This window comes from Hyphomonas sp. (assembly GCF_016125515.1).
Lineage (GTDB): Bacteria > Pseudomonadota > Alphaproteobacteria > Caulobacterales > Hyphomonadaceae > Hyphomonas.
Window position 1 is genome coordinate 83,252 of sequence record NZ_WGLO01000020.1, and the last position, 23,801, is coordinate 107,052.

21 protein-coding genes and 1 pseudogene are annotated in these 23,801 nt (G+C 62.5%); 11 read left to right on the forward strand and 11 right to left on the reverse strand.

Features of this window, described 5'->3' with window-relative positions:
- The first annotated feature begins 503 nt into the window (after positions 1-503).
- Positions 504-1,850, forward strand: a complete 1,347-nt coding sequence (locus GC148_RS14725) for a mechanosensitive ion channel domain-containing protein (protein ID WP_291071908.1) — start codon at positions 504-506, stop codon at positions 1,848-1,850.
- 5 nt (positions 1,851-1,855) lie between these two features.
- On the opposite strand, the gene GC148_RS14730 is transcribed toward GC148_RS14725, so the two are convergent.
- Both GC148_RS14730 and GC148_RS14735 read right to left on the reverse strand, forming a co-directional pair.
- Positions 1,856-2,323 carry a hypothetical protein gene (locus GC148_RS14730; protein ID WP_291071910.1) on the reverse strand — a complete coding sequence of 156 codons (468 nt, stop codon included), beginning with the start codon at positions 2,321-2,323 and terminating at the stop codon, positions 1,856-1,858.
- 99 nt (positions 2,324-2,422) lie between these two features.
- Entirely contained in the window at positions 2,423-3,118 is a 696-nt protein-coding gene (locus GC148_RS14735) for a pirin family protein (protein WP_291071911.1), read from the reverse strand.
- Positions 3,119-3,363: 245 nt separating this feature from the next.
- On the opposite strand from GC148_RS14735, the pseudogene GC148_RS15990 reads away from it, so the two are divergent.
- Positions 3,364-3,504: pseudogene (locus tag GC148_RS15990) on the forward strand (helix-turn-helix domain-containing protein); the annotation flags it as partial.
- Between the two features lie 650 nt (positions 3,505-4,154).
- Here the strand turns inward: GC148_RS15990 and GC148_RS14745 are convergent.
- Positions 4,155-4,898 carry a hypothetical protein gene (locus GC148_RS14745; RefSeq protein WP_291071915.1) on the reverse strand — a complete coding sequence of 248 codons (744 nt, stop codon included), beginning with the start codon at positions 4,896-4,898 and terminating at the stop codon, positions 4,155-4,157.
- Positions 4,899-5,027: 129 nt separating this feature from the next.
- Here GC148_RS14745 and recQ point away from each other — a divergent pair, with 129 nt between their 5' ends.
- Positions 5,028-6,863, forward strand: a complete 1,836-nt coding sequence (recQ, locus tag GC148_RS14750; protein ID WP_291071949.1) for a DNA helicase RecQ — start codon at positions 5,028-5,030, stop codon at positions 6,861-6,863.
- A gap of 9 nt (positions 6,864-6,872) precedes the next feature.
- Here recQ and GC148_RS14755 read toward each other — a convergent pair whose 3' ends face one another.
- Positions 6,873-7,607, reverse strand: coding sequence for a hypothetical protein (locus GC148_RS14755; protein WP_291071917.1), 735 nt, complete (start codon positions 7,605-7,607; stop codon positions 6,873-6,875).
- A 241-nt stretch (positions 7,608-7,848) separates the two neighbouring features.
- On the opposite strand from GC148_RS14755, the gene GC148_RS14760 reads away from it, so the two are divergent.
- Positions 7,849-8,451 carry an ATP-dependent Clp protease proteolytic subunit gene (locus GC148_RS14760; RefSeq protein WP_291071918.1) on the forward strand — a complete coding sequence of 201 codons (603 nt, stop codon included), beginning with the start codon at positions 7,849-7,851 and terminating at the stop codon, positions 8,449-8,451.
- A 90-nt stretch (positions 8,452-8,541) separates the two neighbouring features.
- Positions 8,542-10,161: an ATP-binding protein gene (locus GC148_RS14765; protein ID WP_291071921.1), complete on the forward strand. Its 1,620-nt coding sequence runs from the start codon at positions 8,542-8,544 to the stop codon at positions 10,159-10,161.
- On the opposite strand, the gene GC148_RS14770 is transcribed toward GC148_RS14765, so the two are convergent.
- Positions 10,158-10,307 carry a hypothetical protein gene (locus tag GC148_RS14770; RefSeq protein ID WP_291071923.1) on the reverse strand — a complete coding sequence of 50 codons (150 nt, stop codon included), beginning with the start codon at positions 10,305-10,307 and terminating at the stop codon, positions 10,158-10,160. The two genes, GC148_RS14765 and GC148_RS14770, sit on opposite strands and share 4 nt — an antisense overlap.
- Positions 10,308-10,405: 98 nt before the next feature.
- Here GC148_RS14770 and GC148_RS14775 point away from each other — a divergent pair, with 98 nt between their 5' ends.
- The 4 genes from GC148_RS14775 (at position 10,406) to GC148_RS14790 (ending at position 13,445) form a co-directional block, all read left to right on the forward strand.
- Entirely contained in the window at positions 10,406-11,320 is a 915-nt protein-coding gene (locus GC148_RS14775; RefSeq protein WP_291071925.1) for a hydrogen peroxide-inducible genes activator, read from the forward strand.
- A 124-nt stretch (positions 11,321-11,444) separates the two neighbouring features.
- Positions 11,445-12,026 (forward strand): phosphoribosyl-AMP cyclohydrolase, encoded by a 582-nt coding sequence (locus GC148_RS14780; RefSeq protein WP_291071927.1) that lies wholly within the window; start codon positions 11,445-11,447, stop codon positions 12,024-12,026.
- Positions 12,027-12,150: 124 nt separating this feature from the next.
- Entirely contained in the window at positions 12,151-13,128 is a 978-nt protein-coding gene (locus GC148_RS14785) for a sodium-dependent bicarbonate transport family permease (RefSeq protein ID WP_291071928.1), read from the forward strand.
- A gap of 11 nt (positions 13,129-13,139) precedes the next feature.
- Positions 13,140-13,445 (forward strand): DUF190 domain-containing protein, encoded by a 306-nt coding sequence (locus GC148_RS14790; protein ID WP_291071929.1) that lies wholly within the window; start codon positions 13,140-13,142, stop codon positions 13,443-13,445.
- 8 nt (positions 13,446-13,453) lie between these two features.
- On the opposite strand, the gene GC148_RS14795 is transcribed toward GC148_RS14790, so the two are convergent.
- The 5 genes from GC148_RS14795 to GC148_RS14815 all read right to left on the reverse strand — a co-directional run bounded on the left by GC148_RS14795 (position 13,454) and on the right by GC148_RS14815 (position 20,983).
- Positions 13,454-15,700: a patatin-like phospholipase family protein gene (locus GC148_RS14795; protein ID WP_291071931.1), complete on the reverse strand. Its 2,247-nt coding sequence runs from the start codon at positions 15,698-15,700 to the stop codon at positions 13,454-13,456.
- Positions 15,701-16,242: 542 nt separating this feature from the next.
- Positions 16,243-17,268 carry a glutathione S-transferase N-terminal domain-containing protein gene (locus GC148_RS14800; RefSeq protein ID WP_291071933.1) on the reverse strand — a complete coding sequence of 342 codons (1,026 nt, stop codon included), beginning with the start codon at positions 17,266-17,268 and terminating at the stop codon, positions 16,243-16,245.
- 39 nt (positions 17,269-17,307) lie between these two features.
- Positions 17,308-18,090 carry an SDR family oxidoreductase gene (locus GC148_RS14805; RefSeq protein ID WP_291071935.1) on the reverse strand — a complete coding sequence of 261 codons (783 nt, stop codon included), beginning with the start codon at positions 18,088-18,090 and terminating at the stop codon, positions 17,308-17,310.
- Between the two features lie 45 nt (positions 18,091-18,135).
- A complete protein-coding gene (locus GC148_RS14810; RefSeq protein ID WP_291071937.1) occupies positions 18,136-19,878 on the reverse strand; it encodes an arylsulfatase in 1,743 nt (580 codons plus the stop codon).
- A 10-nt stretch (positions 19,879-19,888) separates the two neighbouring features.
- Positions 19,889-20,983: a glutathione S-transferase N-terminal domain-containing protein gene (locus GC148_RS14815; RefSeq protein WP_291071939.1), complete on the reverse strand. Its 1,095-nt coding sequence runs from the start codon at positions 20,981-20,983 to the stop codon at positions 19,889-19,891.
- A 98-nt stretch (positions 20,984-21,081) separates the two neighbouring features.
- Between GC148_RS14815 and GC148_RS14820 the strand changes: the two genes are divergently transcribed.
- Entirely contained in the window at positions 21,082-21,792 is a 711-nt protein-coding gene (locus GC148_RS14820; RefSeq protein WP_291071941.1) for a Crp/Fnr family transcriptional regulator, read from the forward strand.
- 287 nt (positions 21,793-22,079) lie between these two features.
- Here GC148_RS14820 and GC148_RS14825 read toward each other — a convergent pair whose 3' ends face one another.
- Positions 22,080-22,982: a LysR family transcriptional regulator gene (locus GC148_RS14825; RefSeq protein ID WP_291071943.1), complete on the reverse strand. Its 903-nt coding sequence runs from the start codon at positions 22,980-22,982 to the stop codon at positions 22,080-22,082.
- A gap of 118 nt (positions 22,983-23,100) precedes the next feature.
- Between GC148_RS14825 and GC148_RS14830 the strand changes: the two genes are divergently transcribed.
- Positions 23,101-23,574, forward strand: a complete 474-nt coding sequence (locus GC148_RS14830; protein WP_291071945.1) for an SgcJ/EcaC family oxidoreductase — start codon at positions 23,101-23,103, stop codon at positions 23,572-23,574.
- Positions 23,575-23,801 lie beyond the last annotated feature (227 nt).

Below are 23,801 nucleotides of genomic sequence, written 5' to 3' on the forward strand. Positions count from 1 at the left end.
TTGCATTGCGCAAGTTCGGGCTTGCGCAACAAACAGGGCCAGAAATTCACCCCCTGCCTGTCCCGGCGCACGAAAGCCGGGATTGGATCAGAAGTTCTTTCGAGGCCGAACTCATCCCGAGCGTTGCCCGAAGTCCGGGGTGGCGCACGGCGGCTGCCAGGCGTGCTAACCTGCAAACACCTATCCTGGACGCTCGCCGCGCGCGGCTCCTCCTAAGGCCGAGCCAAACGAAAACGCGGAGGAAGAACCCCGAACACAACCATCCCCAAGGAGCCCTCGCTGTCTCGATCCCGCAAAGGCCGCCGCTTCCCGGTTCTCCTGCTTCCAACCGAGGTGCTGGCGGACATTCTCCGGAGGGCAGGCCGGCCGCGCAGCCTGATCGCCAGGCTGCACCGCGCCAGCCTCGACCCGCCGCCGAAGGGTTGCGCCCGGGAAGGGGGCCGGTAAGGTCGGCTGAATCGCACCATGGCCTGAGTTCCAGAGAGGCTCGCTTGCTTCACGACGTGTCCGTTCCGTTCCCGGCCGCCCTGCCGGCGGTGGAGAAGCTCTGGAACATGCTCAGCCGATGGGGCCGCGAAGCGGTGGCCGACCTCGCCTCGCCCGACACGGTCTGGCAGATTGTCGCCATCGTCGTCGCGGCGGCGCTGGCCTATCTCTTGTCGCGCTTCCCGCGCAAACACCTCATGGCCGCAGCCGAGGCGCGCGGCCGGATCGATTTCGTGCTGCTCGCGCTCGTCTCGGTGCTGCGCATCCTCTGGCCGACGATCACCGTGCTGATTCTGGTGCCGGTCACCGCCGCCTTCGAATATGCCGAGCTCGGCAGCCGCTCGCTGAACATCGCCATCAGCCTGCTGGTGGTCTGGATCGCCGTGCAGGTCGTCACCGCCAGCATGCGGCGCGGCCTCATCTCGCGGATGGTGGCCTATTCACTGTGGACCCTCGCGGCCCTTTATATCGTCGGCTGGCTCGGCCCGTTGAACCAGGCGCTCGATTCGGTCGTGCTGCATCTCGGCACCGCGCAGGTAACACTGCTGCACCTGATCACCAGCCTCGTCCTGGCGGCGATCGCGCTCTGGGTCGGCTGGCTGATCGGCAATCTCGCCCAGTCGCAGCTGCGCGGCGCGCAGAACCTGCCGCCTTCGGTCGGCGGCCTGTTCGGCCAGACCGTAAAGATCGCTGCGATCATCATTTCGATTTTCGTGGCGTTGAACCTGGTCGGCGTGGATCTCGGCGCGCTCACCTTCTTCTCCGGTGCGCTCGGTGTCGGGATCGGCTTTGGCCTGCAATCGATCTTCTCGAACTTCATGTCGGGCGTCATCCTCCTGATGGAGAAGACCCTGAAGGTCGGCGACTTCATCGAGCTGCAGGGCGGCCTGTCCGGCCTCGTGAAGGAGATCAACTTCCGCTCCACGGTGCTGACGACTAACGACAATATCGACATCATCGTGCCTAACGAGGCGTTCATCAAGAACCAGCTGATCAACTGGACGCACGCCGATGCCAAGCGCAGGATCCACGTGCCGTTCGGGGTCGCTTACGGCACGCCGAAGGAGCTGGTGGAGAAGGCCGGGTTGGAAGCCGCTGCCGCCTTGCCCTGGACGTTCGACGACAAGGCCGAGCGCAAGCCGCAGGTTTGGCTCGTCAAGTTCGGCGAGTCGCGTCTCGAGTTCGAGTTGATCGTCTGGCTGACCGACGAAGCCGTGCTGCGCCCGCAGAAAGTGATGGCGGACTATGTCTGGCAGGTCCATTCCGCGCTCGAACGGCACGGAATCCTGATCCCGTTCCCGCAACGCGACCTGCACCTGAGATCGTCGGAAACGCTCAGCGTGCGGATCACCGGGGACGAATAGGCAGCCTAGTCGACCGTCTCAGCAAAGCGCGTGGCAAACCGGCTCGACGCGCGCTTGGCGTCCTGCCAGGTGGTGATGCCGGCCTGGCGGATGTCATGCTCGTACCAGTCATACTCGAACGGTTCGCTCGCCGCGCCGGAGGCGTCATAGGCCACCGCCGACAGTTTCATGCCGCCGAGGCTGACCGAGCGGAACATGTCTAGACCAGGCGAGTCTCCGCCCTGTTTGAAGGTCGGCCGCGAGGGCTTTGCGTCGAGGATCGTCACGTCCACCCGGGCGACATCCGCGCCGGCCCGCTCCAGGGCGCGCTCGAGGTCGCGGCGGACACTGTCTGCGAGATAGTCGCCTTCGCGCAGGCCATAATCCTCGGTCAGCTTCTCGGTGAAGTCCGGGGCGAGGTTCACATTGATCTCGGTTGCGCCGGCAACCGGCGAAAGACCCAGAAGGACGGCAGCGGCCAGAAGATGTTTCATCGTCATACTCCCGAATAGGCCAGACAAAAGCCCGGCCAGTTGGGTTCATCCTACACCAAACCGGCCGGGCCCAGAAGTCACGCCCGCGTGAGCAGGCCGTCAGATCGTGTCGACCAGCACCAGCTCGGCGGAGTTGACGCCTTCCAGCCTCAGCGTCTCGCCGCCGGAAATGGCCGCGCCGTCACGGGTGCCCAGCGCCTCGCCGTTGAGGGTCACTTCGCCATCAGCCACTACGAGATAGCCGTAGCGGCCCTCGGGCAGCGTATAGGTCAGCATCTCGCCGGCCTTGATCGTTGCGCCGAGCACCTTGGCATCCTGGTTGATCGTCAAGCTGCCGCCCTCGCCGGTGCCGGAGGCCAGCACTGCCCAGTTGCCGGAGCGGTCGCCCTTCGGAAACTTGCGCGCGCCCCAGTTCGGCTTGCCGCCCCGGCTGCGGGGCAGGATCCAGAGCTGGAACAGCTCAGTCTTAATATCCTCGGCATTCCACTCGGAATGCTGGATGCCCGAACCTGCGCTCATCACCTGCACGTCGCCGGCCTCTGTGCGGCCGGTATTGCCGAGCGAGTCCTTGTGCGTGATGGCGCCCTTGCGGACATAGGTGATGATTTCCATCGAGTCATGCCCATGCGGCGGGAAGCCGGTGCGCGGCTGGATCTCGTCATCATTCCAGACGCGCAGCGCACCATGCTGGATGCGGTCGGGGTCATAATACTGGGAGAAAGAGAAGTGATAGTGGGCGTTGAGCCAGTCGTTGCGGAACCGGCCCAGCTTGTCGAACGGACGAACGTCAATCATCGAAGGCCTCCATCGGAAGGGTTGCTGTTGGCCGTCATATGAGCCGGGCCCCGCGGTGAGAGAAGGCGCCGGAACCGGTGACATTCATGCGCAGCGTGCATGAATAGAGCGGCCCACGCGACAGCGCGGCGGCGAAATGGTAGCCAGCCAGCAACGGAAGGCAGGACGTGTCCTTATCGGGACATAGCTGACAGTTCATTCTGATCACATGGTTTACACTTTGACGCATTTGGGGAGGCCCCTGAATGCCCTGGAACGAGTGCAAACCCATGGACGAACGTCTCAGATTCATCGCCCGGCTTCTCGAAGGAGAGAAGATGGCGCCGCTTTGCCGGGAGTTCGGCATCTCCCGCGTCACGGGCTATAAGATCTACGAGCGCTATCAGGGCTGCCAGCAGATCACGCTCTGGCTTCCACAGGACGGATATTCCGGATACGGCACATTCCGCATCCGTGGCTCCGGCGGCGCGCGGCTGGAGGCGGAAGATGTCACCCGCCGCCTCAATGGCCGGGTGCAGATCCTGATCGATACCTATCATTGGCCGCCGGGCGACTACACGATCGAGATCTTCCACCGGGAAGGCTGGTCGCACGAACTCGGCCTCCGGAAGCTGGAGGTGGGCGTCGCCCCGCCCATGCCCGAGCCTCTACCGCCGCCCGAACCGCTCAGCGAGCCCATCGTCGACCACGATGGCACCGGAAAGATCCTGCCCAATCTCGATCTCGAAATGCGCGCCAAGGGCCTTGCCCGCCTCGCGGCCCGGTTCAGCCGGCGGCTTGAATTCGATGGCAGTTTCCGCGCCGGCACGATCCACTATATCGAAGGCGACATCCGCTTGCCCTTCTATCACGAGATGTGCGGTGGCGGCGTGCACTTCAGCATCGACATCCCGCCACCAGAAAAGTGGGAAGCTGCCACCGGCTGCCCGCTCGCCGAGCGCGATGACATCATTGCCTTTCTGGCTGAGGAAACCCAGCGCCGGCAGGCCCGGACATGGAACTACGTGATCCTCGCCGACCGGATCGACTTCGTGGATTAGTGTTGTGTGCGGATGGACAGAGCGCCGAGCCGTTCGACCAGCGCATAAAGGAAGAGACCTGACCCGATCATCTCCAGCGATTCCTCGAACAGGATGATGAAATCGACGGTCCGGTTCTGGAGGGTCGCCAGATCGAGATCCGGCTGGGCGGCTAGAATGCCTTCGACCTGTTTCGACTCGAGTAGTTCGAAGCCCACGGCGCCGAGCACGTAGAGGAAACCGGCGAGGGCAAAACGGATCTGGCTCGGCCGGTCGAGCCGAAGGAACCAGGGCAAGAGCATTACGGCCAGCACCACGAGACCGCCGAAATACGGAACCACCCAGGCGAGTTGCGGCAGCCAGCTGGCATGGAACATCTCCCGCATCGGCGCCGAGACGAATTCATGGATCATCGTTGCTTCATCGACCGCCAGGAAAAGGAAGACACCGCTGAGCACGCCCCAGGGCAGACAGTCCTTCAGCGCCGGCCGGGACAGGCTCGCCGTCAGCGCCAGAACCATCGAACACGAGAGCAGCAGCAGAGACTGGACGTAGGCGGTGACATTGTCCTCTCCGCCGAAATCGAACATGTCCACGAGGCCGAACACGTAGGTCTTGCCGAATCCCCAGACCAGCGTCAGCAGGCCGGACTGGATGACGATCAACCCGCCGATCAGGAGGACCAGCGCCTTCGCGACGCCGCGCGGCGAAATGCTGACCGTCTGCCCGTCTGCGGCTTCGAATGTCGTATCTGTGCTCATGTGAACCGGGCTCCAAAACGCGCTACCCAGAGTGAAGCATTCGGGTGAATTTTTTGCTTCCGGCCGGCGCGGCGGGCCCGCCGGCCCGCGGGCCTTGCCCCGAACCGCGGTGTCCGGCACACCGTGCGGATGATTCCCGGCATTGGTCTCGACGAAGCCCGCGCGCTGCTGAAGCGCGTCTATGGCTATGACGCCTTCCGCGGTCTGCAGGAGGGTGTGATCGCCGATGTGATGGCAGGCCGCGACGCGCTGGCCGTGTTGCCAACCGGCGGCGGCAAGTCGCTCTGTTACCAGATACCGGCGCTGCTGCGGGATGGTGTCGGCATCGTCGTCTCGCCGTTGATCGCGCTGATGGCCGACCAGGTTGACGCGCTGAAACAGGTCGGCGTGCGGGCCGAACGGCTCGACAGTTCGATGGAGTTCATGGCCCGCGCCGAAGCGCTCGACGCAGCCGCTCGCGGCGAAATGGACCTGCTCTACGTGTCGCCCGAAGGCCTCGGCACGAACCTGGCTGAGCGGCTTGCCAGCATGAAGGTCTCGCTGATCGCGGTGGACGAGGCGCACTGTGTCAGCCAATGGGGCCACGACTTCCGCCCCGACTACCGGGCGCTCGGCCGGCTGAAGGGCCTGTTCCCTGGTGTGCCGCGCCTCGCGGTCACAGCGACCGCCGATGCCCGGACCCGCGACGACATCCTGGCCCAGCTGAACCTCGCTGACCCGGCGGTGCATGTTGCCAGTTTCGACCGGCCGAACCTCATCCTCTCGGCCGAGCCGAAGGAAGGCAACCGCACCGCCCGCGTCACCCACCTCGTCAGGGCCCGCAGCGGGGCGAGCGGCATCGTCTATGCGGCCACCCGCAAGGCAGTGGAAGATGTTGCCGAAGCACTGGAAAAGGCCGGCGTGCCGTCGCTCGCCTATCATGCGGGACTCGAGGCCAATGTCCGCGCCGCCCGCCAGCGCCAGTTCCTGCTGGAAGAGGGCCGGGTAATGGTCGCCACGGTCGCCTTCGGCATGGGCGTCGACAAACCGGACGTGCGCTTCGTCATCCATGCCGATCCGCCCAAGACACTGGAAGCCTATTGGCAGGAAGTCGGCCGGGCAGGGCGCGACGGCGAACCGGCCGAGGGCATCGCGCTTTACGGGCCGGCCGACATGAACCGCTCGCTGCAATGGACCTGGTCCAGCGATGCGCCGGATGAAGTGAAGCGTGTGCAGCTGACCAAGACGCGCCAGCTGTTCGCCTTCTTCAATGGCGATGAGTGCCGGCGGGGCGCGGTGCGGCGCTATTTCGGTGAGGAGAAGGTCGATCCCTGCGGCGTGTGCGATGCCTGCAAAGGCGAGCTTGGCACCCGCCATGATGCGACGCGGTGGGCGCAGATGGCAGTCTCCGCCGTGCTGCGCTGCGGCCAGCGGATCGGGCGGGGGCGGCTGGTGCAACACCTGCTCGGTGAAGCGAAGGATGATTTCGATACCGAGCTATCCGCCCTGTCGACCTTCGGCATCGGCAGGGACCTGCCGAAGCCGGCCTGGAACCGGGTGTTCGATGCGCTGATGTTCGAGGGCCTGATCGCCGAAGGCGGCGAAGCGATGCGCCCTGTGGTGATCGTGCCCGATGCCGAAGCGGCCAAGGCCCTGTTCCGGGGTGAGCGGACCGTCAGCCTGCGCGAGGACCTGACGGCGCCCAAACGCCGGCCCCGAACCAAGGGCGCGGCCCGCGCCGCCCTTCAGGCCGATCTGTCGGCGCGCGACCAATCCGTGTTCAATGCGCTGCGCCTCTGGCGCACCGAACTCGCCAAGGCGCGCGGCGTGCCGCCCTATGTGATCTTCCATGACCGCACACTGGCCGAAATCGCCCGCGAACGTCCCTCCAGCGCCGAGGCGCTGCGCGAGATCAGCGGCGTCGGCGAAAAGAAGGCGCAGGCCTATGCCGGCGACGTGAAGCGGATCATGGATGAAGCGGCCTGAGGCCGGGCGTCACTGACGCGCGAGAACTGTTGCCTCGCCGCCAAGGGCGCGGAAGCTGACACCGCCCAGACGTTTGACCATCGTGTAGAGGAACAACGACACGCCGATGAATTCGCAGGCTTCCTCGGCGGTGGCGAGCAGGTCGATGCTGAGGGTGCGATAAACTTCGCGGTCCTCGGGCAAGGACGTGTAGAGACCCGACGCCAGGAATTCGAGGCCGATGGCGCCAAACAGGAAGATGCCGCCCGACATCAACAGCGAGACCTGCATCGGACGGTCGAGTTCGAGGAACCAGCGCAGCAGGTAGGCGCTGGCCAGCAGCACGGCGGCGCCGTAGGGCAGGATCCAGGCGAAGAGCGGCAGGTCGAGCCCGGCAAACTGTTCATGCATCCGGTCGCCCAATTGTTCATGCAGGCTGAGCAACTCATCCGCCGCGAGGAAGAGGAAGACCAGGCTAAGCAACGCCCAGGTGCGCCGATGGCGGGGCCGGGCCGATTCCAGCGCTCTGGTCCAAGCGCAGGTCAGCGCCGAGCACAGGAGCAGCCCGAAGGCGACGAAGGTCGGCACATTGTTCTCGAAGTCGACATGGAACATCGGCACGAAGCCCAGGACGACGGGGTAACCCAGCCCATGCGCCACAAACAGGGCGAGGCCGTTCATGAAGAAGACCGACACAAGCAGGAGTGTGAGCAAGCGTGCCGTTCTGGCCGGCGTCAGGATCAGCCTCTGATAGTCCGGATGCATGTAGCGCCGCCTTGAAAGAGTCCGGCCCGGCGCACAGGCTCCGAGCCAGAAATGTGTAACATTGATGACGGATTAGCCACGCCAGAGGCGGGCAGCAAAACACGATTCCCCCTTGGCGCGAAAAACCGGGCCGGGCGGGCGGTTGGACGGGCTTGGGGAATAGTGAGGGCGGCGCCTTGACCCGGGCAGTGTGGCACCGCACGTATACGGCCTACCGACGATTCCCCTCTCCGGAGCCCGTATGACCCATTTCCGACTAGACGACGAAGACGACAAAGAAAAAGGCCCCGCCACGGAGCCCAATTCCTTCCTTGAGGCGGCCCTGTTCAAGGCCCGCACGATCCTGCTGACCGGCGGGATCGACTTCAAGTCCGCGCAGCGCGTGTGCGAGCGCCTGCTGGCGCTGTCGTCGGAAAGCTCGGACCCCATCCTGCTGGTCCTGTCCTCGCCCGGCGGCCACGTCGAAAGCGGCGACATGATCCATGACATGATCAAGTTCGTGCCCGCGCCCGTGAAGATCCTCGGCACCGGCTGGGTCGCCTCGGCCGGCGCGCTGATCTACTCGGCTGCGGTGAAGGAAAACCGCTATTCCTTGCCGAACACCCGCTTCCTGCTGCACGAACCCCGCGGCGGCGTGGGCGGCCAGGCTACAGACGTCGAGATCCAGGCGCGCGAGATCATCAAGATGCGTGAGCGTCTGAACAAGATCTTCGCTGCGGCCACCGGCAAGTCGCTGGAAGTGATCAAGAAGGATACCGACCGCGACTTCTGGATGAGCGCCGAAGAGGCGATGGCCTATGGTTTGGTCGGCAAAATCGTGAAGCATCACAGCGAGATAAAGTGATCGCGGACGGGCGGGAGGCGTTTGCCTCCCGGTAAGGTTTCTGGGTGATGGTTGCGCCTTAACCATAATCCGGTGCCAGACCCCCTCCCGATGCCAGTCCGTTTGAAAGATATCGCGCTGCCTGTGGCGCCGATCACGCCCGCGACAACCGCTGCGGCGGCCTTCTCCCTGTTCCTGAACGATGCGGCCCTGTTCGCCGTTCCGGTGCGTCTGGGCGAAGGCAGTGATGTGAGCTTCGGCCTCGTGACCCGCACCCGTCTGACCGAGGCCTTGGCCGGCCCCAACGGGCGCGACGTCTTCGCGGCGCGCTCGGTGTCCCACCTTGTCGGTTCCCAACCGGTGGTGGCGACCGGCGACACGCTGGCCGCTGTGATCGCCAAGACGGCTGCGGAAAAGTCGACGAGCGCGTTGACCGACGGCGTGATCGTAATGGAGCAGGGCGCCTATGCCGGCATCGTTTCGCCAATCGCCCTGCTGAAGGCGGTCGCGGAGGAAAACGCGGCCCGGGCCCGCGCCCAGCAGGCTGCGCAGAAGAAGCTGGAAGAGATGCAGCGCCAGATGGCGCGCCTGTCCGATGCCAGCGCCCGCACGCTCGCCTTCGTCGGCCACGAGATCCGCACGCCGCTGACTGGTATCCTTGGCGTCGCCGACCTGCTGGAAGGCCAGCTGCCGGCCGGCGAACCTAAACGCCTTGCCCGCACCATCTCGCAGAGCGGCCAGCATCTGGAACGCTTGCTGACCGATCTCCTGGACCTCTCCCGCATCGATGCGGGCAAGCTGGCGATCGTCAACCAGCCGCTTGATCTGCGCCAGTTCGCCATCGAGGCGCGCGATCTCTGGATGCCGCAGTTCGACGAAAAGCGGATCAGCCTGCGCATCGGCGTGGCCACGAACGCGGTCTCACGCATCGAAAGCGACGCCGCCCGGCTGCGCCAGATCCTGTTCAACCTCGTCAGCAATGCGGTGAAGTTCACCGACCGAGGGCAGGTCACTGTGACGCTCGCCACCTCGCCCTCGCCGGACGGCCTGATGCTGACCATGCGCGTGGCCGATACCGGGCGCGGCATCAGCGATGCCGACAAGAAGCGCCTGTTCCAGATGTTCGAGCAGACCGATCATGCCGACGCCTTCACGGGCAGCGGGCTCGGCCTGTCGATTGCGCGCAGCCTGGCGCGCCGGCTCGGCGGGGATATCATCCTCGCCGACAATCCTGGCGGCGGCTGCGTGTTCACGGTTGCCCTGCCGGTGCAGAAAGCGGGACCGCGTCTCGCCGTCGAGAACAAAATGGAGGCCCATTCTGGCCGCTTCGATCTCGGAGAAGTGCTGCTTGCCGAAGACCATGAGGCGAGCGCTCTGGTCATCCGCGAAGCCTTGATTGCGGCGGGCTGGAAGGTCGAGATCGTCGCCGACGGAGCTGCGGCCGCGCAACGCTTGGGTCAGCGGCGCTACCAGGTGATCCTCACCGACCTGCACATGCCCAATGGCGGCGGCGACGCCGTGCTGAAGGCCGCCCGCTATGGGCATGGGCTGAATGCGCTGACCCCGGTTGTGGCCGTGACGGCGGACACGAGCCCCGAGCGCCGCGCGGCCTGCGACCGCGCGGGCTTTTCAGGCCTGATCGAGAAGCCGTTGCGTCCGCGCGCCCTGGTGGCCACGCTCGCCGACATCCTGATCTCCAGTATTCAAGCGAAGCGGGCTGCGGGCGCCTAGCGCCTCATCGCCTTTCTCCGCATGCGGAATGTGCGCCATTGACGCCGGCGCGCGGTGCAAAACGGCTTGGGCGCCGGTGCCTCGGTCTCGCCATACCCGTCGATCGCGCCCAGCGGGGCGGACGTGTGCGAGGGGGCTTCAAACATTGTCGTCTCCTTTGTTCTGCGACAACGCTTGAAATTGGTCGGGGGAGTGCATAGTTCCAATCGAATGATATGAATATTTCGATAGGAAAAAGCTATTCATGAGGCCTACCCTCCGGCAACTGCAATACATCACCGCCATTGCCGATACCGGCCGGTTCGGCGAAGCGGCGAAGCTGTTGAACGTCAGCCAGCCGAGCCTTTCGGCGCAGGTGGCCGATCTGGAAGAGCAGCTGGGCGTGCTGCTGGTCGAGCGTGGACGCTCCGGGGCTTTGATGACCCCGGCAGGCGAGGAAGTCGTGCGGCGGTCCCGGCTGATCCTGCGCGACGTGGCGGAATTGAAGGCCTCGGCCGGCGGCAGCGAGCATGGTCTGTCCGGCCGGCTGAGGCTGGGCGTTCTGCCGACCATCGGGCCCTACCTCTTGCCATTGGTGACGCGCGAGATGCACAGGAGCTTCCCGCAGCTGCGGCTCAGCGTGCGCGAGGAGCGGACCGTCGATCTTGATACCCACCTCAACAATGGCGGGTTCGATACGGTGATCTCGACGGCAGAGGACCACCCGGAAACCCAGCACGCGCCGCTGTTCTGGGAGAAGCTGTATATCTGCGCGCCGCCCGAGGACCGGCTGGCCAAGATCAGCGGCCCGGTATCGCTGCAGGAGCTAGCCGGCCATGACCTGCTCACGCTGGGGCAGGGCCACCGCCTGGACGCCATCATCCGGCGGATTGCCGAAACGGCCGGTGCGCGGGTGAGCCACGAGTATGAGGGCACCAGTCTCGATGCGATCCGCCAGATGGCCGAGATGGGCGCGGGCGTTGCCATTCTGCCGAGCCTCTACGCGCTGACGGAGGCACGGCGCGACCCGCTATTGGCCGTGCGCCAGATCGACGACCCCATTGCCTCGCGCTGCATTTCGCTGATCTGGCGCGATACGTCGCCCCTGCAATCCGGCTTGCGGCTCATGGCGCAGATCCTGGCTCGGGCGGCGGGCAACCTGCTCCAACATGAGCGATAGTTTTAAACTATCGACCCTGTCAGATCATTCGATTTGATCCTTAATGTGGGTCTGGCGCATAGCCGGGTCACGCACAAGGACGTTCCTTGTCCGGATGAATTCTGACACTCTGGAGAAAACGACTATGCTGACTTTCAAACAAGGTGTGGCTGCTCTGGCGCTGGGCGCCGTTATGGTGCCCGCGACGGCGTGCGCGTCATCGGCGGGTGCCGCGCCAGCCGCCGCCACCGAGATGCAGGCGCCTGCGCCGATTTCGAAAGCCGACGTGCTGGCGGCACAAAAACTCTGGTCGGACGGGATCGTCACGATCGGCGCGGCGTTCAAGGCTGGCGGCGACTACCGCAAGGCCGCCGAAGACCACATCGCGACCCTCTACGCCTACAATCAGGGCGGCGTTCTGTTCAAGCCGACGCTTGCCGCACAGGACCAGTTCCGCGAAACGAAGGATGAGGCGCTGTCTTACTTCGTGGGCGGATCAATCTCGGAAGACAAGGGTTTCGCGATCCGGCCCTGGACGAATGTGCGTTGGGGCGAGCAGGAGATCCTGACGCAGGGCGACACCGCTTACGCTATGGGCAACTACTATTTCACACCCGATGGCAGCACGGATGAAACCAAGGTAGAGTTCACCTTTGTCTACATCCGCGACCCTGAAGGCCAGCTGCGCATCAGCGTGCACCATTCCTCGGTGCCTTACACGCCGTAAGACGCCGGCCGAACAATCCGTAAACGAACCAGGCACCGCCGCAGCCATCCTGAACTGCGGCGGTGCTTTTTGCCTGAGCATATGATGGCCGGCCGCGCAGCGGCGGGCGAAACGGGGGCTTGCCATGGATATTGCTTTCGCCACGCTACTGTCGCCGATGGTGCTGTTTTTCCTGCTAGGTCTCTGCGCGGCGCTCCTGAAATCGCAGATGTCTATCCCCGAGGCCTTTGCCAAAGGGCTCGCCATTTACCTGATGATGTCGATCGGCCTCAAGGGCGGGGTCGAGATGTCGAAGAATGCGCTCGGCCAGGACGTCGTGCTCGTCATGCTGTCCGGCATCGCATTGTCCTTCCTGCTGCCGATCATTGCTTTTGCGTTGTTGCGCGCGACCAGCCGGTTGGAGCGGACGGATGCGGCCGCAGTCGCCGCGCACTATGGTTCGATCTCCATCGTCACCTTCGTGGCGGCAGGGCAGGCGGTCGAAGCCGCAGGCCTCGTCACATCCGGATACCTGGTCGCGGTTGCGGCCATGATGGAAGTGCCCGCCATCATCTCGGCACTGATGATCGTTTATCGCCGCGGCCAGAAGGATTCCGCGATTGCCGGCGCCGAGCGCGGCGAACTGGCGCAGGAAGTGCTGCTGAACGCTTCGGTGGTCGTGCTGATCGGTTCACTGGTGATCGGTTGGCTGACCGGCGCGCACGGCATGGAGCGAATCGCTCCCTTTTTTGTCGAGCCGTTCCAGGGCGTGCTGTGCCTTTTCCTGCTCGATATGGGCCTGTCGGCCGGGCGCGGCCTGCGCAATGGGTGGCGCCTGCTGGGACCCGCGACTATCGGCTTCGGCCTCTACATGCCATTGATTTCAGCCTGTCTGGCGGCTGGTCTTGCCCTGCTGAACCGGATGCCGGCAGGCGATGCGGCCTTGCTGATCACGCTGGCAGCGTCTTCGTCTTACATCGCCGTTCCCGCTGCTATGCGTCTGGCCCTGCCCAAGGCGAAGCCGGCGATCTATCTTACGCTCTCTCTCGGGATCACTTTTCCTTTCAACCTCATCATCGGCCTGCCACTTTACATCTGGTTGGCCGAACTCGTTACGCGCTGAAGGAGGCGACGATGCACATCCGGCACCGGCTTGAGCTGATCATCGAACGCATGGCGACCCGCCGCGCCTGCAATATCCTCGAAGCTGCGGGCCTGACGGGCTATACCGTGCTGCCCGCCTTGTCCGGATACGGACGGGGCAATCACTGGAACCGGGACACCGACCTTTCGGCCGCCGGTGACATGGTGGTCATCGTGTCGGTCGGCAGCGCCGGCGCCATCGAAACAGCGCTTGCGCAACTGGAGGCGCTGCTGTCAGCCCATATCGGCGTGCTGAATGTTTCCGAAGTGAAGGTGCTGCGGCCGGACCGGTTCTGACCTCAGGATCAGAATGTGCGGCCGATCAGCAGGTAGGCGGATTGGCGGCCGCCTTCGGAGCGGCCGAAGGCGAGGTAGACCGGGCCAAATGCGGTGCTGGAGGCGACATAGACACTACCGCCGAAGCGCAGGTCGTCCGTGTCGAAGCTGCTGCTGCCCTGCCACACATCGCCCAGCTCGATTGATCCGCCCACGTACAGGGGCAGGCCGAAGATCTGCTCGGAATCATTGAGCAGCTTGCGCCGGTAGATCATCTGCGCCGTTAGGAAATTCTCGCCCGCGAGTTCCTCTTTTCGATAGCCAGACAAGCTGAATAGGCCGCCGACCCGGTAGAGCGCATCGAGCGGCGCGGTGCCGTCGATCCTCTGGCCGGCGGCAAGGGCCGCGATGAATGTGTTCGGGCCGACGCTGGTTGCCGTCAGCGTCGAAGCGTTGAGCGACTGGAAGTCGGCGTTGTCGCCGAGGGCTTCGAAGCCGTGGATCCATGTCGCTTCGGCCCGCACGCCGCTGCGGGGGAAGAAGGGATCGTCGAGCGTGTCGTAAGCGCCGGAGGCGATGAGGCGGCCGATATCGATGTCGACTTCGGAAAGCGAGGCGAAGCCTTCGTTGAGCTTGGCGCGGCCGGAGCCAAGTTCGACTCCAAGGCGGACTTCGCCAACATTGCCGAACTGATAGCCGCCTTCGAGCGCGGCGAGGCCGTAGGTGAGGTCGAAGCCCGCCTCCTTGAAGCCGCGCGTGGAGTAGAGGTTGACCGGGCGGTTGCGGATCTCGCCGCGCAGGGTGGTGAACCAGTTCTGCGACGGATCCAGCAGGCGGAAATATTCAGCCGAGAGTTCGTTGAAATCGCCGAGCGTGGCGCGCGCCTCGATCTCGGAGCCATAGGCATCGAGCACGGGGCTGCGGAAGTCGACCGACAAGGCGGCGTCGGATTCGGTGTTGAAGTCGTTCTCCACAATCAGGCCGAAACGGACACGGCCGGCATCGGGCACATTGTCTTCGGCGCGCACGACCAGGCCAGTCTGGCCATTCTCGTCCGCATAAGCATAGTCGACCCGTTCGAAGGGGCCGAGAGCATAGATGCGGTCCAGCGCCTCGTCGATCGCGGCCGAGTCCGCCGGCTTGCCGACAAGATCGATCAGCTTGTTTTCCAGCAGGGACTGGTTGAGGCGGGAAGTGTTCTCGATGCGGACGAAGGAGATCACCGGTGACGCGTCAGGCATCGTGGAGGCATAGACCACGGGCGGGCGCGACTGGGCGAGGGCGGCCAGGCGGCTGGATTCCGCGTTCGCGGCCTTGCGGCCGGCGGTGATCAGCTCCACGGCGCGGGCGAAGGCGGTCGGGCCGATATCGCCGGTATCGACCTTGATGAGGAAATCCTCGTCCGTCAGGGTGCCGACTTCCGCACGCTCATTGGCAAGGATCAGCAGGCTGACGGTTTGCGAGAGCACATCGACCACCGAGCCGATATCCGATTCCGGCAGCAGCGCGTTGGGCGTCCAAACAGCGATCACGATATCGGCGCCCATGTCGCGGGCGACGCTGATCGGCACATTGGCGGCCAGCCCGCCATCGACCAGAAGTTTGTCGTCGAGGCGCACGGCCGGGAACACGCCGGGCAGGGAGATGGAGGCGCGCATCGCCATCGGCAGCTCTCCGGACCCGAGCACCACAGCGTCGCCCGTAGCGATGTCTGTGGCGACCGCGCGGAAGGGGATGGCGAGGTTGTCGAAATTGTCGAGGCGGGTGCGGGCCGGCGTGAGGCGGCGCAGTTCCTTCATCAGCATCTGATCGGGAACGGCGCCGGTCGGCAGCAGGATGCCGGCCGGCGAGACGCCGAGCGCGGCGGTGCCAGGGAACTCGGCCTGCTGCTGCTTCTGGCGGAAGGTCAACTTGTCCCGGTCAGGCTGGGGCGAGAAGACGCCGGCCCAGTCGACGTCCTCGACCACCGCTTCCAGTTCGGCGCTGTTGAGGCCGGAGGCATAGAGGCCGCCAATAACGGCGCCCATCGAGGTGCCCACCACCATGTCCGGCCGGATGCCGAGGCGTTCGAGTTCCTGGATGGCGCCGATATGGGCGAGACCCAGCGCGCCGCCGCCGGACAGGACCAGCGCGATCTTCGGATGATGCTCAGGCGCCTCCGGCGCTGTGGCCGATGCCTCCTGGGCTGCGGCCAGACCGGCGAGCAGACCTGCGCCGAAGGCGAGGCCAAGCCCGCGCAGGGCGCTGCGGAAGGGGAGGAAACGGAACAGCAGCATGCGGCCACATCTCTAACTCGCAATGCGCGCAGGAAGCCAGCCGCTTGTGAATGGTGGTTCGGGAGAGACTTGAACTCTCGACCTCGCGATTATGAGTCTGAAAAAGACAGATCGAGAGAGGATAAAAAAGAATAAAAACAAGGCTTTGGAGGCCTTTGGTGATCACAAACTAACACGCAAAATCGCTCAAAATCCGGGTTTGCGTGAGTTGACGCGAAATCCTATTGCGGGGCCATGGCCCGCAGCATCGAATCATATTGTGTTTGGTACGGGTAAACTACCCGGTTGCCTCGACGGGTTTTTAAAACTGCCTGTTGGCTACTTCTGCCGTGCTTAGTTTGAAGGCAGCGGGGTAAGCATCTTGGCAGGGGATTGCCTCCGGATACGGAGCGTTATCTCCAATTTCGTTACCGCCGCCAGGCACGGGGTTCCAAGGCAGCATGTCCTTACGTGTACTGACCGACCGTGAGGCGGCCTGCGCGCGTATTGCAATTACTGCGATGACGGCCTCCGTTGCTCGGCCCGTTACCTTGCCGGAAGGCTTATAGGCTGAGCCCGGCGCAACCTGCTAGAGCCAGCACCGCCGCTACCGCCTGCTTTGGAGATTCCGGCAAGCTCGCGACACTATTGCGAAGCGCTTCCAGGCATTTGACCTGATATGGGAACGTCGGCTGCGTCCATGTGCGCCCGTCTATTTCCGCCGAAAGGCTGCCATCGCTGCGCTCCGCGGCGGCGGCATTGGCAAGCAGAAAGGGAATGTAAACGCGCCCAATTTCGGAGAGCAAAGGACCCAGAGCCGCGCGGGCCTCCTCGGGTGAAAACCATTCGGCTCCATTGGACTTCAGGCCGGATAGGTCTTCGACAAGGTCCACCCAGGCTCGGACGCGTGGAAAGTCGCGGGCCATGATTGCCGCCGACGTTGGCTCGATAACACCCAGCTGTGTCAATTGGCCGTAGATTGCGAAATCTGCAGCGCTCGGCCGAGCGCCAAGCACATAGCCCCGGATCTGCAGGAGTACATCGAGTATACGGAGGAACCGGATGTAGCTATCCTCGATCGTCCGAGCGGTCACCTCATTCGACCCGACGACATAGAGCCGCTCGAACTGCGTCTTCGTGATCTGGTCCGAAAAAGCCTCCGCGTCCTGCCGGGGAGACGTGTTAACACTCCAGTATGCGATCATCGGGCCCGCATTGGCGCGGTCTGGCGCATGGTACCAGCGATAGTGGAACATCGGCTTGGTCAACCATTCATCGGCATAATCCTCGATCAGGTCGCAGTAGAATTGGAGCTCAGGATCGACCGGCAAGGCAGCTCGGCCGGCATAGTCCTTCTCGAGGCGCCGGATGATCGGCGTTGAATCGACTGCCGGTGTCAAGCTCCCGTCCGTCTCCGGAAAGAAGACAGTCGGGAGCAGCTTCACCTTAGGCCGGGGATAGCCTTCGGGCGGCACGCGGTATCCAGCCCAGATAACGCTGTATGGAATGTGTCGATAGCGCAAAAGCGCCAGCATCTTGCGCGTGTAGGGCGATCCCGGCACCCCCATCAGTTCCAAACGTTGAGGCATCCTCTTACCCTTCATGAGATTCTGACGCACACCTGCGTGCTATTGATCGACTTCCTGCATTTGACGGACTTGTTTCAATAACACCTTCTTGGGCAGGAACGGCATGATGCGCGTTGCAAATCGCTGTCCAGGCGACAGGCCGGTGATCACATCGAGTGATCCGTTCAGCATTCCCCGGTAGCCTGCTTCTGCGACTTGCCTTGGCGATACCGCCTTGTCGAACAGGGCTGTAGCGTCCATGCCGGATGTGGCTGCAAACCCGGTATCTGTCGCGCCCGGCATAAGAGCGGTGACGGTAACGCCGGTGCCACGCAGTTCTTCAGCGAGCGCATTGCTGAAATAGGTCACGTAGGCCTTTGTGGCGTAGTAGACCGCCTGCAACGGACCCGGCATCAGGGCTGCTGTGGACGAAACATTGAGGACCTTTCCGGACTTGCGCGCCACCATGGCCGGCAGGAGTAATCGCGTCAGCGCGGACAGGGCGACGATATTGACCTGAATCATGTCGCGATCCTGTTTCCAGTCTCGCTGGTGAAACAAACCGCGCCCACCGAAGCCAGCATTATTCATGAGGAAATCGATTTCGATATTCTGGCTACGGAGAAGATCGAAAATCCGTTGCGGCGCGCCTTCATCGCTCAGGTCTTCGGGAATGATCCGTACCTGGACATGGTGCTCGCCCTCAAGCTCCGCCTTGAGCTGTTCCAGCCTGTCCTGCCTCCGTGCCACGAGGACAAGGTCTCCGCCTCGCGCCGCATGGATGCGAGCAAGTTCTGCGCCGATTCCACTTGACGCTCCGGTTATCAATGCTGTCTTTTCCATTCTTTCCTCCCAATTATTGTAAATTTCAGTTCTGGATGTTCGTGCTCATCCGGGTCTTCGACGGCGCTGTCGAAGGAACAGGAAGGCGGCACCAGCGATCAGGACGAGAAGAAGACCCGCAAGAACAGGGCTTGCCCGCTTCAGCATCATGTTTCGGGCGTTGATGCCGATCTGCTTTTTGACATCGAAGTCCTTGGGCAGGTCGACCACGCCCAGTGCAGCGGCATAGCGGGCATAGTCGCCAATCAGTTCTTCCCGCAGCGCTGGCTGGTCAGCCGACAGGTCTCGCACTTCTGCCGGATCCGAACCAAGGTGGTGTAGGCGCCATTCAGCATCGCCATGCGGCAGCGTGTTCCGCGTCAGCTTGTATTCGCCTTTAAACAGGGCCGAGTTGCCGCCGACCTCCAGACCAACCGGGTCCTCCTTGTTGTAGACCCCCGCAGATTGTCCTGAGAGGACCGGCACCAGGCTGCGGCCATCCATGTTGGCGCCGTAAATTCCTGCAAACTCAGTAAGAGTGGGCGCAATATCGGTGACGAAGCTCAGCGCGCCATTGAACCCCTGAGGCAGGATACCTGGTCCGCTGACGATCAGTGGGACCCGTGTGCCGCCCTCGCTCGCATACATCTTGAACAAGCTGCCTGGCGCCGCCGCCGCACTTGCCCATTCAGGCCCTATGGCAGCCATGCTGCCTTTCTCACCCATGGTGTCGAAATCATCATTGTACCCATTAAACGACATCCAGACCCTGAAAACGGGGTCTGTCGTAGGGTCGCCGAACTCCGGGCCATTGTCGGAGGTGACGACAAAAATCGTGTTGTCGAAATCGCCGGTTGATTTGAGATAGTCGATCAAGCGGCCGATATTGAAGTCCATCGCCTCCAGCATGCCGGCATTGACCATCATCCGGCGTTCAAGGTGCGCTTGTTCGTCAGGTGTCAGCGATTCCCATTTGCGAAGGTTTGGGTGGAGTGCTGGTGGAACGGCATCTTCGGGAACGAGGCCCAGGATCTTTGCACGCTTGAAGCGCTCCTGCATCAAGGCTTCCCATCCACCCGAATACACACCTTTGTAGTTGTCCGTGAATTCCTTGGGTGCCTGGACCGGAATGTGGATCGCCTGGAAGGCAACATAAGCAAAGAACGGATGGTCGCGGTCCCGAGCTCCGAGATAGTCAATCATCTGGTCGACAAGGAAGCGGGAAGAGTAGAAGTCATCCGGCAACCGGGCAGGCTTCCCGTCCTCATACCAAGGTGCCTCTGCGTAGAACGGCATGAAAGGCTTCTGTTCCCAATTGTCCGCCCCCGATGCATCCAGTGCGAAGGACCGATTGAAACCATGGGTATCCGGCAGGTCGCCCGGACCGCGTCCAAGGTGCCATTTGCCGGTCATGAACGTTTCGTAGCCGGCATCCTTCAGCCTGCCGGCAATCGTCTCGACGCCCGGCAGGAGATGCAGACTGTAGGCATCCGATCCCCGTTGCTCCTTGCGCAGGATTTCCGGGATCGTTCCAACCCCCGTGCGATGGCTGTCGAGACCCGTGAGGAGCATGGCTCTAGACGGCGAACACAGTGGGGAGGTGTGATAGTTGCTGAAGCGCACGCCGGCATCAGCGAGTTGCTCGATGTTCGGCGTGCGCGCTTCACCGCCATAGCCCCCGAAGTCCATGAACCCGGCATCGTCGACCAGGATCACGACAATGTTCGGCTGTTCACTTGCCGCTGAGAGCGGCGCCAGGAGCGGGACCAGGCAAACGAGCGATCTGAGCAGAAAAAGGAATTTCCTCACGGTCAGCATCTCAACCGATCCGGCCTTCTGCGCGATTTGGCGCAAACACCTTGATCGCCTTGTTGAAAGGGGCGAGGCGCTCGGTGTCATATCCGGATTTGGCCACGACCTCCTTGTCCCAAAGAAGACTTGCGTCGGGATAAGGCAGCAGTCGCTTCACGATGTCCCGCGCAGCGGGCGTCAGGGCATCGAAATGCTCGCGCAAACGTTCAAGGCACCAGACCCGGTACTGCGATGTCGGCAGTTTCGCGTAGTGGCATCCCTGCATGGTCATCTGGAAATGCGGTTCATTTTTTCCGTACGCGACCGCATTCTCGCGCAACTGAACAAGGTGGGTTTCGCAAATTTCCTGCAGCATCGGCGCAGCATCTTCGGGCACCTGACTAAGCAGGGCCGTTTCGCCATATCGTTGGCGGGCATTCCAGACCCGGCCGACCCAATTGAATACCGCGGGCGCCTTGTCTCGCATGATAGCAGTCGGGTCCGGGTCCTGGCTGAAGTGACGGAACATGGGTCCCATGAATCCGAAATCGGCAATCGAGGGTGAATTTCCCAGCAGGAACGGGCGGTCCTTCAGCATGACCGCCATGTTGCGCAGCGCATTGAAATAGCCAGCCTCAACATGATCCCAGGTCTCGGCATTGACGCCGTCATTGACGACATATCCGACGCGCTGGCGGTACTTCATCAGGTGACGGCGGAAGATACGCGGATACCATAAATGGCTCAGGATCTCGTCGGCCAGCACCCGGGAAATCAGTTCACGGCCATGATCATAGCTCCAGCGGTAGTGCATGGCGGAACGCCACAGCCATTCGTCGGCATAGTCTTCCATCAGCAGAGCAATGAACCGGACAATCGGATCGTCCGGAAATACCGGGTTGTCGGGATACTCTGCGTCGAGCTGCTGAATCATCGGCGTTGTGTCTGACATCCAGCGACCGTCATCGCGTTCGATCAGCGGAACCTGGATCGCTCCGACATGTTCGCGTATCCGCTTCTGGTCGGCGAAAGGATGGCTCTTGTCATAGGCAATCCCCTTGTAGCGAAGATACGCCTCCATTTTTCCAGTGAAATAGGACACCGAAACACCATAAACCTTCATGTCATCGTCCTCCCTGACGGCGGTCAGCTTTTTCTCAGGCTTTGACTCTAGCGCCGGAATGGGGGCAAGAATGCTAACAAGTTACATTCTGGCGAAGCATGAAAATTCTGCGGGAAAAGAACACGACGCTGGCGGACTTACTGCCGCAGGAGACGATGGCGCGCCTGCGCAAGGCAGGCAGTACAAAGGCCTACACCGCCGGGCGGAGCATCCAGGAACGCGGCGACACTTGGCAAGGCGTGTCGATCGTCAATTCGGGTCAAGTTGTTGTTGGGAATACGGGCGCAGATGGATCCTTTCTTGCATCCGCCATTCTCCGGCCGGGCGAGTGTTTCGGTGAATTCACAGCTCTTCTGGGTTTGCCCCGGACACATAGCCTCTGGGCACAGGGAGCCTGCAGCATCACGCACATAAGGCGGGCCGCCTTTATCGACCAGATGGACAAGGATCCGGCGATCACGCGCGCGCTGCTGACGCTGACACTCCTTCGAAACTACGAAATGCTCGATTTCCTGGATTCGCAGCGCCGTCTTTCTCTTCCCGCCCGGATCGCGCGCCTACTTCTGACGGCAGCCGCAGGAACGTCGAATACAGCGACCGTCGAGTGCAGACAGGAAGACCTCGCCGTCATGCTGGGTCTGTCAAGGGTCGCGATTGGAAAGGCGCTCAAACGCCTCGAAAAGCAAAGGCTCGTCCAGTTGGGATACGGTCAAATTTGTATTCTCGATGTTGAAGCTCTTCGGAACTGCGTGAAGCACGAAGACCAGTTCCTGCCGATAGCCGTCGGCCCAAACATTCATGCGGACTGACAAATGTTCAGGCAGTCGCGCGCGTGTCGTTTTTTGGGGAATGGCTAAGGCGACCAAAGGAAGCCCTCAGAAACAGGCACGGATCACCTGGTTGCAGCCATTCGATCGAACGCGTTCAGACGACTTAAAAGGGCCAATGCGGCTCCGATGTTCGATTTCGGCGTCTGACAGTGTCGCCTAAGTCCTGTCATTCGGCCGCTTCATGAGAACTAGGCCGGAGTTCGCCAGAAACCGCCGGACGGACATCTTTCGCGAATGACCGAATAGCAGCGCCTACACAGGCGTCGTCACTTGGGCAGGACCGGAAACAAAAGCGGCACCTGGGCAATGGCGAAGTCAATGAAAGTGCGAAGCGGACGCGCGATCTGGCGTCCGCCCAGGTGAACCATTGAAAGCGTTTCGGTTCCAAGCTTCCAGTTCGGCATCACTTCCACAAGCTTGCCGGACGCGAGAAGATCCGGTCGCACAATCGGCGGCAAATCACCGATACCCGCGCCAGCAACAACCGCCGCCGCAAGCCCGGCATAATCATTCATGGCCAGAACAGGTTGAAATGTCACGCTTGTGGACTCGCCGCCCCGCCGGAACGTCCACCGGTGCTGGGATGCCACGTTACCGAACGCCAGCAGCCTGTGGTCACGCAAGTCTTTCGGGTGCTTCGGGGCTTTGACGCGGGCAAGGTAGTCCGGACTTGCAACAAGGCGGCGGCGGTATGTGAGCAGCGATCTTGCGACCAGGCTCGAACTTTTCAAATCACCGACCCGAAGCGCCAGGTCGATACCTTCCGAAATGTGATCGACAAACCGGTCCGTCACCATCACGTGAACCGTCACACCGGCGTTGGCCGCCTGAAAGGCCGACAGCAGGGGCGCAAGCAGGCCGTCACTGATGCTTGGCGGTGAAGACAGGCTGATACGGCCCTTCACCTCGGTGAGGCGGTTGGACACCATCTCGCTCACCGCATCGCCGACGTCTGCTGTGCGCTGCGCCTCGCGCAACACATCTGCGCCAATCTCCGTCAGCCGCAAATGGCGCGTCGAGCGCTCGAGCAGGCGCACGCCCAGGTCGTTTTCGAGGCTGGCGATTTTTCGCGAGACTGTGGAGATGGGCATGCCAAGGCCGCGCGCCGCCTCCGAGAAACTCAGCGTTTCGGCCACGCGGGCAAAGATCGAGAGGGCATTGAGGTCCATTATTATTTTTCCATTTTTGGGAAAATCTTTCTCGGAATTTCAGACTAATCCCGTCCGTGGGAAATGGCTAGATCAGCATCACCGCAGAGAAGAAATCTGACCAGAAGGAGATTTTAAAATGAAAAACATTGTCACGGCCGGCCTTATCGCCGGTGCGCTAGCGGCTTCATCCGGCGCGTCGGCGCAAACGATCGAGCAAGAATCAGCTGCGATCGAGCAAGTGCTTGCGACCTACGAGACGGCGCTGAACGGCAAGGACACAGACACGATCATGTCTCTCTATACAGATGACGGCGTGTTCATGCCTCAGCACAGCCCGCCTCAAGCCGGCAAGGATGCAGTGCGCGCGGCTTACGTCGGGGTGTTCGACGCGATCACGCTCGACATCGAATTCATCGTCGATGAAATCGAGCCTGTGTCGCCCGATTGGGCGTTCGCGCGGACACGTTCAGAAGGCACCGTGACGATCAATGCAACGGGTCAAAGCGCCCCGGAGGCCAATCAGGAAATGTTCCTGTTCCACCGCTCCGCTGATCGGACCTGGCGGATTGCCCGCTACATTTTTTCCACCACAAACCCGCCGCGCCAGTGAGCAGGAGAGCGGCGATGTTTGATCGATTCCTTGCTTATGCAGATGTGCCAGCGCGCGCGGCCATGTCGGCCATCTTTATCATTTCCGGTGTCAATCGGCGCGCAAAATTGACCCCCTATCGGCGTGCAAAATTGACCCCACCTGCGCGGTGGTAGCTGGCCCAGGCCGGTGCAACTTTTCAAACGAGTGGAACCGGCCTGGGCCAGCGGGCGGCAAGGCGCTCAGGC